At 42.9% G+C, this 15,307-nt stretch carries 17 protein-coding genes and 2 tRNA genes; 11 read left to right on the top strand and 8 right to left on the bottom strand.

What is annotated here, in order from left to right:
• The first annotated feature begins 59 nt into the window (after positions 1 to 59).
• On the top strand, positions 60 to 665 hold the full coding sequence (locus tag DK415_RS01405) for a hypothetical protein (protein WP_109432111.1): 606 nt from the start codon (positions 60 to 62) through the stop codon (positions 663 to 665).
• A gap of 52 nt (positions 666 to 717) precedes the next feature.
• Here DK415_RS01405 and ycfP read toward each other — a convergent pair whose 3' ends face one another.
• The 3 genes from ycfP to nfsA are packed head-to-tail and all read right to left on the bottom strand — an operon-like array spanning position 718 to position 2,912.
• The gene (gene ycfP, locus DK415_RS01400; protein ID WP_109432110.1) at positions 718 to 1,257 is read right to left on the bottom strand and encodes an alpha/beta hydrolase YcfP; all 540 of its coding nucleotides are present in this window, start codon (positions 1,255 to 1,257) and stop codon (positions 718 to 720) included.
• On the bottom strand, positions 1,254 to 2,171 hold the full coding sequence (locus DK415_RS01395) for an ATP-grasp domain-containing protein (protein ID WP_109432109.1): 918 nt from the start codon (positions 2,169 to 2,171) through the stop codon (positions 1,254 to 1,256). The genes ycfP and DK415_RS01395 overlap by 4 nt, the downstream gene beginning before the upstream one ends.
• Positions 2,172 to 2,177: 6 nt before the next feature.
• Positions 2,178 to 2,912, bottom strand: a complete 735-nt coding sequence (gene nfsA / locus DK415_RS01390) for an oxygen-insensitive NADPH nitroreductase (RefSeq protein ID WP_109432108.1) — start codon at positions 2,910 to 2,912, stop codon at positions 2,178 to 2,180.
• 134 nt (positions 2,913 to 3,046) lie between these two features.
• On the opposite strand from nfsA, the gene DK415_RS01385 reads away from it, so the two are divergent.
• The 3 genes from DK415_RS01385 to DK415_RS01370 all read left to right on the top strand — a co-directional run bounded on the left by DK415_RS01385 (position 3,047) and on the right by DK415_RS01370 (position 5,532).
• Positions 3,047 to 3,310 (top strand): GrxA family glutaredoxin, encoded by a 264-nt coding sequence (locus tag DK415_RS01385; protein WP_109432107.1) that lies wholly within the window; start codon positions 3,047 to 3,049, stop codon positions 3,308 to 3,310.
• A gap of 412 nt (positions 3,311 to 3,722) precedes the next feature.
• Positions 3,723 to 4,937: an aromatic amino acid transporter gene (locus tag DK415_RS01375; protein ID WP_109432105.1), complete on the top strand. Its 1,215-nt coding sequence runs from the start codon at positions 3,723 to 3,725 to the stop codon at positions 4,935 to 4,937.
• Positions 4,938 to 5,070: 133 nt separating this feature from the next.
• The gene (locus DK415_RS01370) at positions 5,071 to 5,532 is read left to right on the top strand and encodes a PTS sugar transporter subunit IIA (RefSeq protein ID WP_109432104.1); all 462 of its coding nucleotides are present in this window, start codon (positions 5,071 to 5,073) and stop codon (positions 5,530 to 5,532) included.
• A 144-nt stretch (positions 5,533 to 5,676) separates the two neighbouring features.
• Here the strand turns inward: DK415_RS01370 and DK415_RS01365 are convergent, their stop codons facing one another.
• A complete protein-coding gene (locus tag DK415_RS01365; protein WP_006718920.1) occupies positions 5,677 to 6,012 on the bottom strand; it encodes a DUF496 family protein in 336 nt (111 codons plus the stop codon).
• 197 nt (positions 6,013 to 6,209) lie between these two features.
• On the opposite strand from DK415_RS01365, the gene serC reads away from it, so the two are divergent.
• The 3 genes from serC to aroA all read left to right on the top strand — a co-directional run bounded on the left by serC (position 6,210) and on the right by aroA (position 9,809).
• On the top strand, positions 6,210 to 7,292 hold the full coding sequence (gene serC, locus DK415_RS01360) for a 3-phosphoserine/phosphohydroxythreonine transaminase (RefSeq protein ID WP_109432103.1): 1,083 nt from the start codon (positions 6,210 to 6,212) through the stop codon (positions 7,290 to 7,292).
• Between the two features lie 80 nt (positions 7,293 to 7,372).
• Positions 7,373 to 8,470 carry a histidinol-phosphate transaminase gene (gene hisC / locus DK415_RS01355; RefSeq protein WP_109432102.1) on the top strand — a complete coding sequence of 366 codons (1,098 nt, stop codon included), beginning with the start codon at positions 7,373 to 7,375 and terminating at the stop codon, positions 8,468 to 8,470.
• 10 nt (positions 8,471 to 8,480) lie between these two features.
• Positions 8,481 to 9,809 (top strand): 3-phosphoshikimate 1-carboxyvinyltransferase, encoded by a 1,329-nt coding sequence (gene aroA, locus DK415_RS01350; protein ID WP_109432101.1) that lies wholly within the window; start codon positions 8,481 to 8,483, stop codon positions 9,807 to 9,809.
• 67 nt (positions 9,810 to 9,876) lie between these two features.
• On the opposite strand, the gene rnhA is transcribed toward aroA, so the two are convergent.
• A complete protein-coding gene (gene rnhA, locus DK415_RS01345; protein ID WP_109432100.1) occupies positions 9,877 to 10,344 on the bottom strand; it encodes a ribonuclease HI in 468 nt (155 codons plus the stop codon).
• Between the two features lie 67 nt (positions 10,345 to 10,411).
• Here rnhA and dnaQ point away from each other — a divergent pair, with 67 nt between their 5' ends.
• The 3 genes from dnaQ (at position 10,412) to DK415_RS01330 (ending at position 11,439) form a co-directional block, all read left to right on the top strand.
• On the top strand, positions 10,412 to 11,173 hold the full coding sequence (dnaQ, locus tag DK415_RS01340) for a DNA polymerase III subunit epsilon (protein ID WP_109432099.1): 762 nt from the start codon (positions 10,412 to 10,414) through the stop codon (positions 11,171 to 11,173).
• 93 nt (positions 11,174 to 11,266) lie between these two features.
• Positions 11,267 to 11,343 (top strand) — tRNA-Asp (locus DK415_RS01335).
• Positions 11,344 to 11,362: 19 nt separating this feature from the next.
• Positions 11,363 to 11,439, top strand: a tRNA-Asp gene (locus DK415_RS01330).
• 264 nt (positions 11,440 to 11,703) lie between these two features.
• On the opposite strand, the gene DK415_RS01325 is transcribed toward DK415_RS01330, so the two are convergent.
• The 3 genes from DK415_RS01325 to DK415_RS01315 form a co-directional block, all read right to left on the bottom strand.
• Positions 11,704 to 12,042: a cupin domain-containing protein gene (locus tag DK415_RS01325; protein WP_006718932.1), complete on the bottom strand. Its 339-nt coding sequence runs from the start codon at positions 12,040 to 12,042 to the stop codon at positions 11,704 to 11,706.
• 112 nt (positions 12,043 to 12,154) lie between these two features.
• The gene (locus tag DK415_RS01320; RefSeq protein ID WP_109432222.1) at positions 12,155 to 12,445 is read right to left on the bottom strand and encodes a chaperone modulator CbpM; all 291 of its coding nucleotides are present in this window, start codon (positions 12,443 to 12,445) and stop codon (positions 12,155 to 12,157) included.
• Between the two features lie 22 nt (positions 12,446 to 12,467).
• On the bottom strand, positions 12,468 to 13,427 hold the full coding sequence (locus DK415_RS01315; RefSeq protein ID WP_109432098.1) for a DnaJ C-terminal domain-containing protein: 960 nt from the start codon (positions 13,425 to 13,427) through the stop codon (positions 12,468 to 12,470).
• 285 nt (positions 13,428 to 13,712) lie between these two features.
• Here DK415_RS01315 and der point away from each other — a divergent pair, with 285 nt between their 5' ends.
• Entirely contained in the window at positions 13,713 to 15,254 is a 1,542-nt protein-coding gene (gene der / locus DK415_RS01310; RefSeq protein ID WP_109432097.1) for a ribosome biogenesis GTPase Der, read from the top strand.
• Positions 15,255 to 15,307: the final 53 nt, after the last annotated feature.

Below are 15,307 nucleotides of genomic sequence, written 5' to 3'. Positions count from 1 at the left end.
ATCAATTTCCCGTCTTTTTTGCTATAATCGCGCACATAAATTTTTATGACGGATTTTTTATGAAATTAAAATCGCTGCTGTTTATTTTAAGCTTATTTCCTACCGCACTTTCAGCCCATTGGGTCAATGTGGGTACTGCCGACTATAATTGGGGCCCGTTCTTGGTTTATTCCATTGATTTGGCGACTGAAGATGGTGCATATCAGGAAAATCAATTACCTATCATGCTTTCTTTCAAATATGAAAAGCCCGTTGAAGGTAAAAATTTTGCGATTAGTTTAATTAAAGAAATGGAATTTCTAAAAGCGGATAAAGCGAAAAGTGATGTGTGGCTAAAAGACATGCAAGCTATTTTCCCGGATTTCTCACCAAACGATGTATTGCGTTACATTGCGTTGCCGGATAAAGGCTATTTCATGTTAAACGACTCGATTTTAGATCATGAATTTGATCCGGAATTTAGCCGCTTATTTGCCGGCATTTGGTTAGCGCCAAACAGCAATTTTATAAAATTACAGCCGCAATTATTAGGCAAAGAAAAAAATGCCACGCCGGCAGAGGAATTTAAAACGCAACCGGAAATTGCGCCACTGAGCGAAGATGATGCCAGTCCACAATTACCGCCTAATTTCCCGTTAAATAATAAGAATCCGGAATTCGGTTAAAAAACAAAAATAAAGGGTAGCGAAATGCTACCCTTCTTTTTATCTCAAAACCTTACGCTTCTTTAAATGCTTTGATTTGCTGTAAATGATGAGAAATTTGCTTGAATTTATGACTTTCTTTTTCATCCCACACAATGTCGTAATACGGGGATAAAACCTCCGCACTACGCTTGGAATCCAGCACGCCGTCTTCAACGGATAAAAATACCAAACAGCGACCTTTATTCTTCATACGGAAATTTTCCACGCATTTAGTAGAAATGTCTTCGTATTCTTCCGGACGATCGATCTTGCCCGTCATATTTTCTTGCGGGAATAAATTCGGGTTGAAAATCGCCTGTTTAATGCCGCACAAGAAGCCAATACGCTCCGCCCAGTAGCCACCCAACCCAACGCCGCAAATCAACGGGTTCTTATCTTTCGATTCAGACACCAGTTTATGCACCTCATTCAGCAAAAAAGTCATGTCATGACGCGGGTGTAAGGTGCTGTAATTAATAAAACGCACGTCGCTGTCAATAAATTTTAACTGCATGACTTTTTCATGATTACCGGGGCTGCTGGAATCAAAACCATGTAAATAAATAATCATTTTATTACTCCCACTTGATTACGGGTTTTCTGCTCTAAATATAAAATCATCTGCAACGCGATATTAATACCGCTGGTTTTCTCAATCATTTCAAGCCCCGGGCTGGCGTTTACTTCCAACACCAACGGGCCATTTGCCGAACGAATTAAATCTACCCCCGCAACATCCAAGCCCAAGGCTTTCGTGGCATTTAAAGCGATTTGCTTTTCCTGTTCGGTCAGTATCACTTTTTCTGCAGTGGCGCCACGGTGGCAATTTGCGCGAAACTCCCCGTTCTGCCCGACACGTTGCATGGCGGCAACCACCCGTCCACCAATCACGAAACAGCGTAAATCGGTGCCGTTGGCTTCCGTTACAAATTCTTGCAACAAGACAGGCACATCCGATTGCTTTAATGTGTCCAAAATACTGACCGCACTTTGTGCCCGCTCCGCCAAAATTACGCCAATACCTTGCGAACCGCTTAAGGTTTTCAAGATAGTCGGGGCACCGATGTGTTGTACCGCATGATTAGCCTCCACTTCCATGCCTGCCAATAAAGAATCCGGCACGGCAATGCCATGTTGTAACAACATCTGTAGGCTCAGCCACTTATCTCGAGCATGACGAAAAGCCTCTACATTATTCAGACAAGGAATACCTAAAGCTTGGAAATAATGCAATACGCGACAGCCCATGAGCATACTGGTCGTGCCAAAACGAGGCAAAACTGCATCATATTGCGGTAATAATTGTGCCTCACTTTCAAGGTCTGCCTGATAATACAAAGCAAAGTGCGGTGGATTTTTAAGAAGTTTTATCAAGCAACGATTCGGATCCCAAATATCCATTTGATGCCCGTTTTCTTCCGCCGCACGTTTTAGCCGCTGACAACTGTACAAACGCGGCTCACGACACAACATTAACAATTTCATAAAAAATTACTTTTTAATGAAACCTTGTTGTTGCAAATAAGCCAACACTTTCGGGCGAATCGGCTTATCCAAGCTCTTAATCACATTACGCGACCAATCCATGTCAATGTTGCTGCGCTGACGATAATATTCCGCAACGGTGGCGTTATATTCATCAAATTTAGTGGTATCCAACGGCTGATAGGCGTTTTCAAAGAACAGGGTTTCTTTCGGCAAACGTGGTTTTGTCGGTGGATCCTGATCCGGATACCCCAAACACATGCCCACCATCGGTAAACAATGTTCCGGTAGATTTAACAACTTGCCAACCGCTTCCATTTCATTACGCAAAGAACCGATATACACACCACCGAGTCCTAAACTTTCCGCCGCCAACAAGACATTTTGCGACATGATACCGGTATCTACCGCACCGATGAGCAACACTTCCGCATAACCCAACTGTGCTGTTGGGCAAATTTGTTTATGTTTATGGAAATCAACGCAGAACACCCAAAACTCCGGGGCGAATTTCACATATTCCTGATTGGAGCTGTATGCCATCATTTGCTCACGAATAGCCGGATCAGTGATGCGCACGATAGAAACACATTGCAAATGGTTAGATGTAGAGGCAAAACGCGCTGCATTCACAAGCTGTTCAATCACTTTGTCAGACACAGGCTCATGAGTAAATTGACGAATAGAGCGGTGAGCTAAAATACAATCTAACGTCGAAGAAGTAAGTTTTTTCTCAGACATAAACATTCCTTACTGTAACAAACACAAAATCGACTCTATCTTACACTAATTACGCGCTCTCCCCAAAACCCCTTTATTCTTTTTTAGAGAGGTCGTAGAATCACGTTACTGATTCATCACAACAAGGAAAAATTATGTTTGTTACTATTTATGGACGCTTAAGTTGCCCGTATTGCGTACGTGCGAAAAACTTAGCCGAAAAACTAAAAAATGCCGTGGAAAATGTTGATTATCGTTACATCGACATCATCGAACAGGGCATGACAAAAGAAGACATTGCGAAAATCATCGGCAAACCGGTACACACCGTGCCGCAGGTATTAATTGACGACAAATCCATTGGCGGTTGCACCGATTTTGAAGCCTTAATGCAAGAGCAATTCCCCGACATTGCTTGATGCTTCTTTTATAAAGCCAAAAGTGCGGTTAAAAATCCATTCGTTTTTCTAACCGCACTTTAACCTAGAAATATCCTTAATGACGGGTATTTTCCTGTCCTTTCAAATAACTACCATCTCACTATTTTAATCCAATAACGTGATTTCGCCAGCACGCCGTAAATAATTCATTACACAATAACCAAAAGTATAATGTTGTTTTGATAGGTGATATATCAAGCTTTTGAAAGTCATTTCCCCATACCATGGCAAAGGCTCAATAGCAAACAAAGGTTCTAAATCATAGACAAACCACTCTAAAACTTCATAGAAAATTAACATTTTGTGAGTCATATCACATTCTCTATTTTACATAGTGTAAAATTTAAAATACAATCAGTGTCAATTTTTAAATACACAATAAGGAACATCTATGAATAAAACAGTGGGAAGTACGCTGCTCGTGGCAGGTACCATGATTGGCGCAGGCATGTTAGCCATGCCGTTAACCTCCGCCGGCATTGGTTTTGGCGCTACCTTATTTCTTCTGCTCGGGCTTTGGGCGCTTTTAACCTTTAGTGCGTTGCTGTTCGTTGAGCTTTACCAAACCGCACCAAGTGACGCCGGCATCGGCACATTGGCAGAGCAATATTTCGGTCGCCCGGGACGGATTGTTTCCACCACCGTATTAATTGTCTTTTTATACGCGCTCATTGCGGCCTACATCAGCGGTGGCGGTTCTTTGTTGACCGATACGCTACCAACCATCGTTGATCGTGATACCACCGGCAAAGTCGCCGTATTGATTTTCACCCTTTTCTTTGGCGCGTTTATCATTATCGGTACGCACAGCGTAGATAAAATTAACCGTGTGTTGTTCTTTGTGATGATTGCCACATTCGTGATGGTGTTAAGTTTGATGTTGCCGGAAATTAAACTCGACAACTTGATGGCAATGCCCATTGATAATGCGCTGATCATTTCCGCCAGCCCTGTATTTTTCACCGCGTTTGGTTTCCACGGTTCTATACCAAGCTTAAACAAATACCTCGGTGGCAATGTCAAAGCCTTGCGCATTTCCATTTTAGTGGGTTCCGGTATCACCTTGTTCGCCTACATTTTATGGCAACTCTCCACCCACGGTTTGCTCACACAAAATGAGTTTCTACAAATCTTGCAACAAGATGCCACGCTGAACGGCTTAGTGACTGCCACGTTAACCATTACCCAAAGCAGTATGATGGCAAACGCCGTGAAGATCTTCTCCACCTTGGCGTTAATCACCTCATTCTTGGGTGTGGGGCTTGGCTTATTAGAATGTATTGAAGACTTGTTAAAACGTTCTTTTAACATCGATGCAGGGCGTTTTTCCTTAGGTTTAATGACGTTCATTCCGCCAATCGTCTTCGCCTTATTCTACCCACAAGGTTTTATTTTAGCGTTAGGCTATGCCGGTCAAATGTTTGCGTTCTACGCCGTGGTTCTTCCGGTTTCGCTGGTATGGAAAGCGCGCCGCATTCACCCGAATTTGCCGTATAAAGTCTGGGGCGGCAAAGTAACATTGATGCTCGTTTTAGTTCTTGGCGTAATCATTACGTCCATCCCATTCGCTATCCGTGCAGGCTATCTGCCGTTTGTGGTCGGGTAAAAACACCTAAAAAAAGACCGCACTTTGAGATTCTACAATAAAGAGCAATATTACAATCAACTTGCTCGAGCGCGGTTCGGTTACCCATTTCCCCTGTTCCACAGGGGAAATCATCTTTAAAAGGAGTAACATCATGTTAAAAGAATCACTGATTGAAAATAATTCCATTAAACTCAATCAAACTGCAAACACTTGGGAAGAAGCCATAAAAATCGGTACGGATTTATTGGTTGACTCTGGCGCTATTGAACCTCGTTATTATGAGCATATCGTCAATAATATAAAAAAACTTGGTCCTTACATCGTGATCGCTCCGGGGCTTGCTATGCCACACGCACGTCCGGAAGAAGGTGTGATTAAAACTGCTTTTGCTCTAACAACGTTAAGTAGGCCGGTGGATCTCGACGGCGAATTTGTTTCTGTGTTACTGACACTTGCAGGCAGCGATTCCAATACTCACATGGAAGGTATTATGGAAATTACTCAAATCTTTGACGATCCTAACAGCGATGATGGCGTAAACATTCAAAAATTCTTGAATTGCGAAACAATAGAAGAAGCTCTTGCTGTAATCGATACGGCATTGAACAGTTAAATAGGTTCAAAAGAAAACACATAAAAAAAGACCGCACTTTGATTTTTAGATTCAGAGTGCGGTCTATTTTTATCTTATTTTCTCGATAAAACCCACAAAAAACGCTGAACTTAGTCAGCGTTTCGTTAAATTAAATAGTAAGATTTACGACTTTTTAGCAAATTCACAGGGAGGATTAATTTGATTTTTCATTTTGCTACTGATTTCGCGGCGTTGTTTAGATAATTCGGCGTTGCGAATAATGTAGTCGTCAACACGATTTTCGTAATCATCCCGCATGCTTTCAATGATAGTACGTACATCTCGAATCGACATATCATCACGAATATATTGATCTAAGTTCTCTAGCAACAACACCCGTTTTTGGTTATCGCGAATCTTACGATTGTTATCGTCCATATCGCGCAACAGTTTATTTTTTAAGCGATACATACGCACATACTCCAAAACATCCTGAAAAGACTTGTTGACGTTTTCCATTGATTTGCTCCCTTATAGTAAAAATGAATTGGCGATAATGTAGCCTTTTTTGTGGATTTCGTCAAAAAATTCCCCGTTTTAAAAGGGGATTATTTCCCCTCCCGATAAATTCAAAAAATTTCCGTAAAAATCATTGATTAGAAAACGGTGAGGTGATAAAACTGAAATCAATTTTTCACTAAATCAGAGGAAATCCCATGGCAAATGTATTTAATTTCAGTGCCGGTCCGGCAATGATGCCCAAAGCAGTTTTAGAACAAGCACAACAAGAATTATTAAACTGGCAGGGGCAAGGCACCTCGGTCATGGAAGTGAGCCACCGCGGCAAATTGTTCATGGAATTAATCGCCCAATCCCAAGCGGATTTTCGCAAACTCTATAACATTCCTGAAAACTACCAAGTACTATTTTTACAAGGCGGCGCGCGCGGTCAATTTGCCGCCATTCCAATGAATTTATTGCGTGAAAACGGCAAAGCGTTGTATTTAAACAGTGGACACTGGTCTGCTACCGCAGCGAAAGAAGCCCGTTCTTTCGGTGAAATTGATGAAATCAACATTTTAGAACAGGGCGATGAACTCAAAGTCAAATCTCTTGATTTTAGCGATATTGCCGAACAATACGATTATGTTCACTACTGCCCGAACGAAACTATCAGTGGCGTGGAAATTTTTGATGTGCCAAACGTCGGCAACGCCGTATTAGTGGGCGACTTATCCTCTACCATTCTTTCCCGCAAAATAGATATCAGCAAATTCGGTTTAATTTACGCCGGCGCGCAAAAAAACCTTGGCCCGGCAGGGATCACCATTGTTATCGTGCGTGATGATTTAATTGGCAAAGCCCGTAAAGCCACGCCATCCATTTGGAATTATGAAACGCAGAAAAACAGCGATTCCATGATCAATACGCCACCAACGTTCGCTTGGTATTTATGTGCTTTAGTGTTCAAACATTTATTGTCTATCGGTGGTTTGCCGGAAATCGAACAACGTAACCTTGCCAAAGCTAAATTGCTTTACGATTATTTAGACGGTAGCGATTTCTACCAAAATAACGTGGCAAAAGCCAACCGCTCTTTAATGAACGTGACCTTCACCACGGGCAATGACGAATTGAATGCAAAATTCGTTGCAGAAGCCACCGCAGCAGGATTACAAGCGTTAAAAGGACACAAAGTGTTAGGCGGTATGCGCGCGTCTATTTATAACGCCATGCCGATTGAAGGGGTACAAGCATTGATCCAATTCATGCAAAAATTTGCCAAAGAAAACGCATAGCCCTCTTAAAAGTGCGGTCTAAACTTATCGTAAAAATCTACCGCACTTTTCTTTCCTTTCATTCTTACTCGGAGCATCTTATGCAATATCTTGATCGTGCCAATACGGGCGTAAAAGCGCTTTCACCTTACCAAGCTGGCAAGCCCATTGAAGAATTAGAACGCGAATTAGGCATTAAAAATATCATCAAACTCGCTTCGAACGAAAATCCGTTCGGTTTACCGCCCAGTGCTAAAAAAGCGATTCAGGCACAATTAGACAATCTTCATCTTTACCCTGATTCCAACGGATTTTATTTCAAACAAGCGGTAGCCAAAAAATTCGGCTTACAGCCTGAACAAATCACGCTTGGTAACGGCTCCAACGATTTAATCGAACTCATTGCGCACACTTTTGCTTCTGAGCAAGACGAAGTGATTTATTCCCAATATGGCTTCATTGTTTACCCATTAATTAGTCAAGCCTTGAATGCCAGACGGGTAGAAATTCCGGCGAAAAATTATGGCAACGATTTGCCTGCTTTTCTGAAAGCGATCACGCCCAACACCAAATTAATCTACATCGCTAATCCCAATAACCCAACGGGTAGTTTCTCAAGTGCGGTGGAAATTGCCGACTTTTTAGCCCAAGTGCCACCGCAAGTGATTGTCGCGTTGGATGAAGCCTATGTGGAATTTACCGAACCGAATGAACGCGTGGATTCTTTCGGCTTGTTGGCAAAATATCCGAACCTGATCGTGTGCCGCACCCTATCCAAAGCCTACGGCTTAGCCGGTTTGCGCATCGGTTACGCCGTTTCCTCAACAGAAATTGCGGGCTTGTTAAATCGTGTACGCCAACCCTTTAACTGCAACAGTCTTGCCCTTGCCGCAGCAACTGCTGCCATTCAAGACGATGAATTTGTCGCCAAAGTGGCAGAAAATAACAGTATCGGACTGCAATTATTACAAAACTTCTTTGATGAAAAAGGTTTGCGTTATGTGCCGTCCAAGGGCAACTTCGTGATGTTGGATTTACAGCAACCTGCCGCACCGATTTATCAAGCACTGTTACGCAAAGGCGTGATCGTACGTCCGCTTGCCGGTTACGGATTGCCGAACCATTTGCGTATCAGCATCGGCTTGCCGGAAGAAAATCAGCGTTTTTTAACCGCACTTAGCGAAATTTTAGGCATCTAACGGACGATTTATGCAACACGCCACTTCCATTACCCTTAACCCGATCCATCATGTAGAAGGCACGATCAACCTGCCCGGCTCGAAAAGCCTCTCCAATCGTGCCCTATTATTGGCCGCATTGGCACATGGGACGACCAACGTCACCAATTTATTAGACAGCGACGACATCCGCCACATGCTCAACGCCTTAAAACACCTCGGTGTGCAATATTCGCTGTCTGACGATAAATCCGTCTGCAAAGTGCAGGGCTTAGGTGGTGCCTTTCAATGGCATGACGGCTTAGCGTTATTTTTAGGCAATGCCGGCACCGCCATGCGTCCGTTGGCAGCGGCACTTTGTTTGGCGCGTGAAGGCGCTTCCGTACAAAATGAAGTGATTTTAACCGGCGAGCCGCGCATGAAAGAGCGCCCGATTCAGCACTTAATAGACACTCTGTTGCAAGCGGGCGCAGACATTCGTTATTTAGAAAACGAGGGCTATCCGCCGATTGCCATTCGTAACACCGGTTTGCGTGGTGGCACGATTAAAATCAACGGTTCTATTTCATCGCAATTTTTGACCGCACTTTTAATGGCAGCCCCCCTTGCAGAAGGCGACAGTGAAATTGAAATTATTGGTGAATTAGTTTCTAAACCCTATATCGACATCACCCTTAACATGATGAAAATCTTCGGTGTGGAAGTTGAAAACCAAAACTATCAACGCTTTATCGTGAAAGGCAAACAATCTTACCAATCACCAGGCGCTTTCTTGGTGGAAGGTGACGCATCCTCTGCGTCCTATTTCTTGGCAGCAGGCGCCATTAAGGGCAAAGTGAAAGTCACAGGCATCGGCAAAAACAGTATTCAAGGCGACCGTTTATTTGCCGATGTGTTAGAAAAAATGGGGGCAAAAATTACGTGGGGCGAGGATTTCATTGAAGCAGAACAAGCGCCGTTGCACGGTGTGGATATGGACATGAACCATATTCCCGATGCGGCCATGACCATTGCCACGACTGCGTTGTTTGCCGAAGGGGAAACCGTGATTCGTAACATTTATAACTGGCGAGTGAAAGAAACGGATCGCTTAACCGCCATGGCAACCGAACTACGCAAAGTGGGTGCTGACGTGGAGGAAGGCGAGGATTTTATTCGTATTCAACCCTTAAAATTAACGGATTTTAAGACCGCAGAAATCAAAACCTATAACGATCACCGTATGGCGATGTGTTTCGCCTTGGTCGCCTTATCTGACACGCCCATCACCATTTTGGATCCAGACTGCACAGCCAAAACATTCCCAACGTTTTTTGAGGAGTTTTTAGCTATCGCACATACGTCCAACGACAATAATTAAAAACACAGAAAAAACAAACCGCACTTTATATTTCATCGTATAAAGTGCGGTTTCTTTTTAAGAAGATTTACGTTTCCGGCTGATAGCCCTCATCATTCAATGTCGGATTTTCGGCGCCTTGTTTTGCCAGTTGATCGCAAATTTCATTTTCACGATGTCCCGCGTGCCCTTTTACCCAGCGCCAATCCACATTGTGGCGAGCAATAGCCTGATCTAACGCAATCCATAAATCTTGATTTTTCACCGCTTTGCCACTACTCGCCTTCCAATTATTTTTCTTCCAATTGAAAATCCATTGTGTAATGCCATTTTTCATGTATTGACTATCGCTGTATAAATGGATGTCACAAGGTTCTTTCAAGCTATTTAACGCTTCCACCACAGCCAACAATTCCATGCGATTATTGGTCGTTAACAAGAAACCTTTGGACAACTGTTTTTCATGTTGTTTATAACGTAATAGGATGCCAATGCCACCCGGGCCGGGATTGCCAAGGCAAGATCCATCGGTAAAAATTTCGATTTGTTTGCGCATATTGACTACTAATTTATTTTAAATGGGGCGATAATACCCGAAATTTTTGCGGATAAAAAGTCAAGTTATGAGTATTCAAATTAACCCGAATCGCCAGATTGTACTGGATACGGAAACCACCGGTATGAACCAGCTGGGCGCCCACTATGAAGGCCATTGCATCATTGAAATCGGTGCAGTGGAAATGATCAATCGTCGCTACACCGGCAATAATTTTCACATTTACATCAAACCCAATCGCCCCGTTGACCCTGAAGCAATTAAAGTACACGGCATCACCGATGAAATGCTTGTGGATAAACCGGATTTCAGTCAAATTGCCAATGAATTTATTGAGTATATTAAAGGTGCCGAGTTGTTGATTCACAACGCGCCCTTCGACGTGGGGTTCATGGATTATGAATTTGCCAAACTCAACTTACCGATAAAAACCAACGATATTTGCCAAGTGACCGATACGCTCACAATGGCGCGTCAAATGTATCCGGGCAAGAAAAATAACTTGGATGCACTATGTAGCCGTTTAGGCATTGATAACAGTAAACGAACCTTGCACGGCGCGTTACTGGATGCGGAAATTCTAGCAGACGTTTACCTTGCCATGACAGGCGGGCAAACCAGTCTTTTTGATGAAAACGAATCAGAAATTATTCAACATGTGAACGAGCAACAGGTACAAAGTGCGGTCGCGTTTTCACATAATTTACGCTTACTTACCCCCACTGAAGACGAGTTGCAGGCGCATTTGGAATACCTCAAATTAATCAATAAAAAAAGCAAAGATAATTGCTTGTGGACACGCCAATCTCAAGAAGAAACCTTGCACTAAATAAATCGTTCACCGATTAAACAAGTAAGACCAAAAGAGAAAAAAAAAGTTGACGGAATGCTCTGTCGCCATTATTATGCACCTCACCTGTGCGGAGTGGTAGTTCAGCTGGTTAGAATACCTGCCTGTCACGCAGGGGGTCGCGGGTTCGAGTCCCGTCCATTCCGCCAATTTTATCTATTCTAATTCGGAGCGGTAGTTCAGCTGGTTAGAATACCTGCCTGTCACGCAGGGGGTCGCGGGTTCGAGTCCCGTCCGTTCCGCCACTTCTTTGAAGTTCATCAGTTACATTATTCCTCTCGTACTCATCTTTAAAAGTACATTCTCTTCGTCATATAAAGAATAAAATGATGCCAGAAATTTATTTTTTATTGTTCCTCACTACTTTTTGTCATGTGTAACGAGTTTCTATATCGCATAAGTAATGAACACTTTTTCACTAAACTACCTTTCTTAATTCTAGCAAATGCGCAACTATTCAAAACATAAAAATAAAGGCGCTTTCCCCAAGCGCCTCCTTTCTCTTCTAACTATCTTCCTTCTTTCGGAAATACCACAGTCAAAAACATTTTAAAATTTTCCAATGCATATAGCGCATGAGGAATGTCCGCCGGAAGGACAATACTTTCGCCGGCATTGACATCATAATCAGTGGTGTCAATCGTAATTCGGGCCTTGCCTTCCAGTATAGTAACTAAAGCATCACCACGTGATTTATGCGCACTGATTTCTTCGCCTTTCGGTAAACAAAACATAGTCAATCCCACCGCCGGATTTTGCGAGAAGGTTTTACTGATGACCTGTCCGTCCTGATATGTCAATAGATCATTAAGTTTTAGTACTGTGGCTTTTTCAATGTTTTTTAACATAGCATTTCTCCTTTTCAAGTTTCTAACAATAAAATCTACACATCACATACGGGTAAATTATTTCATTAACAACATAAAGATATCATCAAAAATGACTGCACTTTTAGCCTATTTACACCTCATCCAGTAAGGAAAAAGGATGATTCTGTTTACGTAATTCTTCTACTTCGTCCAATAGACGCATAATCAAACTTAGCGCAGGTACACTGGCATCAAAATCATGCCGCAAACGGCAAGCCCGACGCACGCGGGCCATTTGGAAACCGCTGAAAATCGCCTGCTCGGGTCGCCCATCCACTGAAATCACGCCTTCTTCAATCAGTTCCAGTAACCACTGACGATCATCAGAACAGACTTTCAACATTTCATTAAAGCTCAATTTGATATCAATATCTTGATTCATCATTTCAATTCCTTGTTCTATTTTATGCCTGTTTGCTGGCGAAATGTGTGGCAATTTGCTCCCATGCGGCACGGTCGGCGTCATCCTCAACCGGTGGCACCAAAATGCGAATATTCAAATATAAATCACCCGGTTCTTTAGCCGGAATACCTTTGCCTTTCAAACGAATGCTTTTGCCATTTTGGCTGTTAGCCGGCAAGTTGAGTTGCAGACGTCCGCCAAGGGTTACAACCTGAATTTTGCCACCCAATGCCGCCAGCCATGGGAATACATCGATAGTTTGACAAACGTCTTTTTTATTTTTCACATAAAGATCGGGGCGTTCATGGAAGCGAATTTTCAAATATAAATCACCGTTTTCTCCTCCATTAATGCCCGGCAAACCTTGGCGCGCCAAACGGATTTGTTGTCCTTCCGTAATACCTTTCGGAATTTTTACGTTTAATGTTTTGTTTTGTTGAGTAATTCTGCCATATTCATCAATAGTCGGCACATTTAGAGTCACAGAACGCTCAGTGCCGTCATAAGCGGCGGCAATATCAATACTGAGTTCAGCATGCTGATCTTCGCCTTTCATTGGCCCTGTTTGGCGAGTATGTGATTGTTGTCCTCGACGCCCAAAGGCAGAGAATAAATCTTCGAAATGAAAATCTCCTTGCCCGAATGGCTCATCATCACCGGAATGGAATTCATAATGACGGAAACCATTGGTGTCGCCGTAAGCCCCCTCAAATGGGTTGCCTCGCGTTTGGCTTGTACCGTCAAATGGATTAGCCAACATTTCATCATATTCTGTCCGTTTTTGTGTGTCTTTCAGTGTTTCATAAGCTTCATTCACTTCGGCAGTTTTCTGCACCGCATCAGGTTCTTTGCTAACATCCGGGTGATATTTGCGCACCAATTTGCGGTACGCTTTTTTTATTGTGTCGAGATCGGCGTTTTCATCTACGCCCAATATCTCGTAATAATTTCTTTTTGCCATAGTTATCCTTATTTCTTTAATTTTTAAATCATATTATTCGGTTTAATTTTTCGCTAAATTCTGAGCAGCTTAGGGTAACTTGATGAATCGTGAAGATGAACAGTACAAATTTTCGTCTATTTTAATATAATACCAACGCAAAAATTTTAAAGTGATTTTTAGAAATAAATTGTTTCGTCCAACCCTTGTCATTTCTCATCACTGCCAAAATCCGCTATAATGCCGGTCATTTTTCAAGTGCCGATATCAATATTCCCGTGGCACATTCATTTATAAGAGGTTTTTATGACAACTCCCGTAGTTGCCTTAGTTGGTCGCCCAAACGTGGGCAAATCAACCCTATTCAATCGTCTCACCCGCACCCGTGATGCATTAGTCGCTGACTTTCCAGGTCTAACCCGCGATCGTAAATATGGCCAAGCGCATCTTGCCGGACACGATTTCATCGTCATTGATACCGGCGGTATCGACGGCACAGAAGAAGGCGTAGAAGAAAAAATGGCGGAGCAATCGTTGCTTGCCATTGAAGAAGCAGACATCGTTTTATTCTTAGTGGATGCCCGTGCCGGCTTAACGTCAGCAGATATCGGCATTGCAAACTATTTGCGCCAACGCCAGAACAAAACCACCGTGGTAGTTGCCAACAAAGTGGACGGCATTGATGCTGACTCCCACTGCGCAGAGTTCTATCAATTAGGCCTAGGTGAAATTGCCCAGATTGCCGCCTCTCAAGGCCGTGGTATCGCCAGCTTAATGGAACAAGTGCTTACCCCATTAGCAGAAAAAATAGCAGAAGACGCAGAAAAAACAGAAGAAAGTGCGGTCGAAACCACGGATGTTTCTTCCGAGGTTGCTGAATTTGATGAATGGGACGAAGATTTCGATTTTTCAAACGAAGAAGACACCGCACTTTTAGATGAAGAACTAGCACAAGAACAAACACCGGATAACCAAAACATTAAAATCGCCATTGTAGGTCGCCCGAACGTAGGCAAATCCACTTTGACTAACCGCATTTTAGGTGAAGATCGCGTGGTGGTTTACGATATGCCGGGCACTACTCGCGACAGTATTTACATTCCAATGGAACGTGATGGCCAAAATTACACGTTAATCGACACAGCCGGTGTGCGTAAACGCGGTAAAGTTCATTTAGCGGTAGAAAAATTCTCTGTGATCAAAACGCTACAAGCTATTCAAGACGCCAACGTAGTGCTATTGGTTATTGACGCCCGTGAGAACATCTCCGACCAAGACTTGTCCCTCCTCGGCTTTATTTTAAATGCCGGCCGTTCTCTGGTAATTGTGGTGAACAAATGGGATGGATTGGACACCGATGTTAAAGATCGCGTGAAATCCGAGTTAGATCGCCGTTTAGATTTTATTGATTTTGCCCGCGTACACTTTATTTCAGCCTTACACGGCAGCGGCGTTGGTAATTTATTTGATTCCGTCAAAGAAGCCTACGAATGCGCGACGCAGAAAATGACAACATCTATGCTGACTCGTATTCTGCAAATTGCGGTGGACGAACATCAGCCACCAATGATTAGCGGTCGTCGTGTGAAACTAAAATATGCTCACCCGGGTGGCTACAATCCGCCAATCATTGTGATTCATGGTAACCAAGTGGATAAACTGCCGGATTCTTACAAACGTTATTTATCCAACCATTTCCGTCGCAGCCTGAAAATTATCGGTTCGCCGATTCGTCTGCAATTCCAAGAGGGTAACAACCCGTTTGCCGGCAAACGAAATAAACTCACGCCGAATCAATTACGTAAACGTAAACGTTTGATGAAGTTTATTAAGAAATCGAAAAAATAAAACTAAAGTGCGGTCGAAAATATCATGATTTTTCGACCGCACTTTTTTTAACT

This window comes from Aggregatibacter segnis (assembly GCF_003130075.1).
Lineage (GTDB): Bacteria > Pseudomonadota > Gammaproteobacteria > Enterobacterales > Pasteurellaceae > Aggregatibacter > Aggregatibacter segnis_A.
This window is presented reverse-complemented; position numbering and strand designations above follow the sequence as displayed.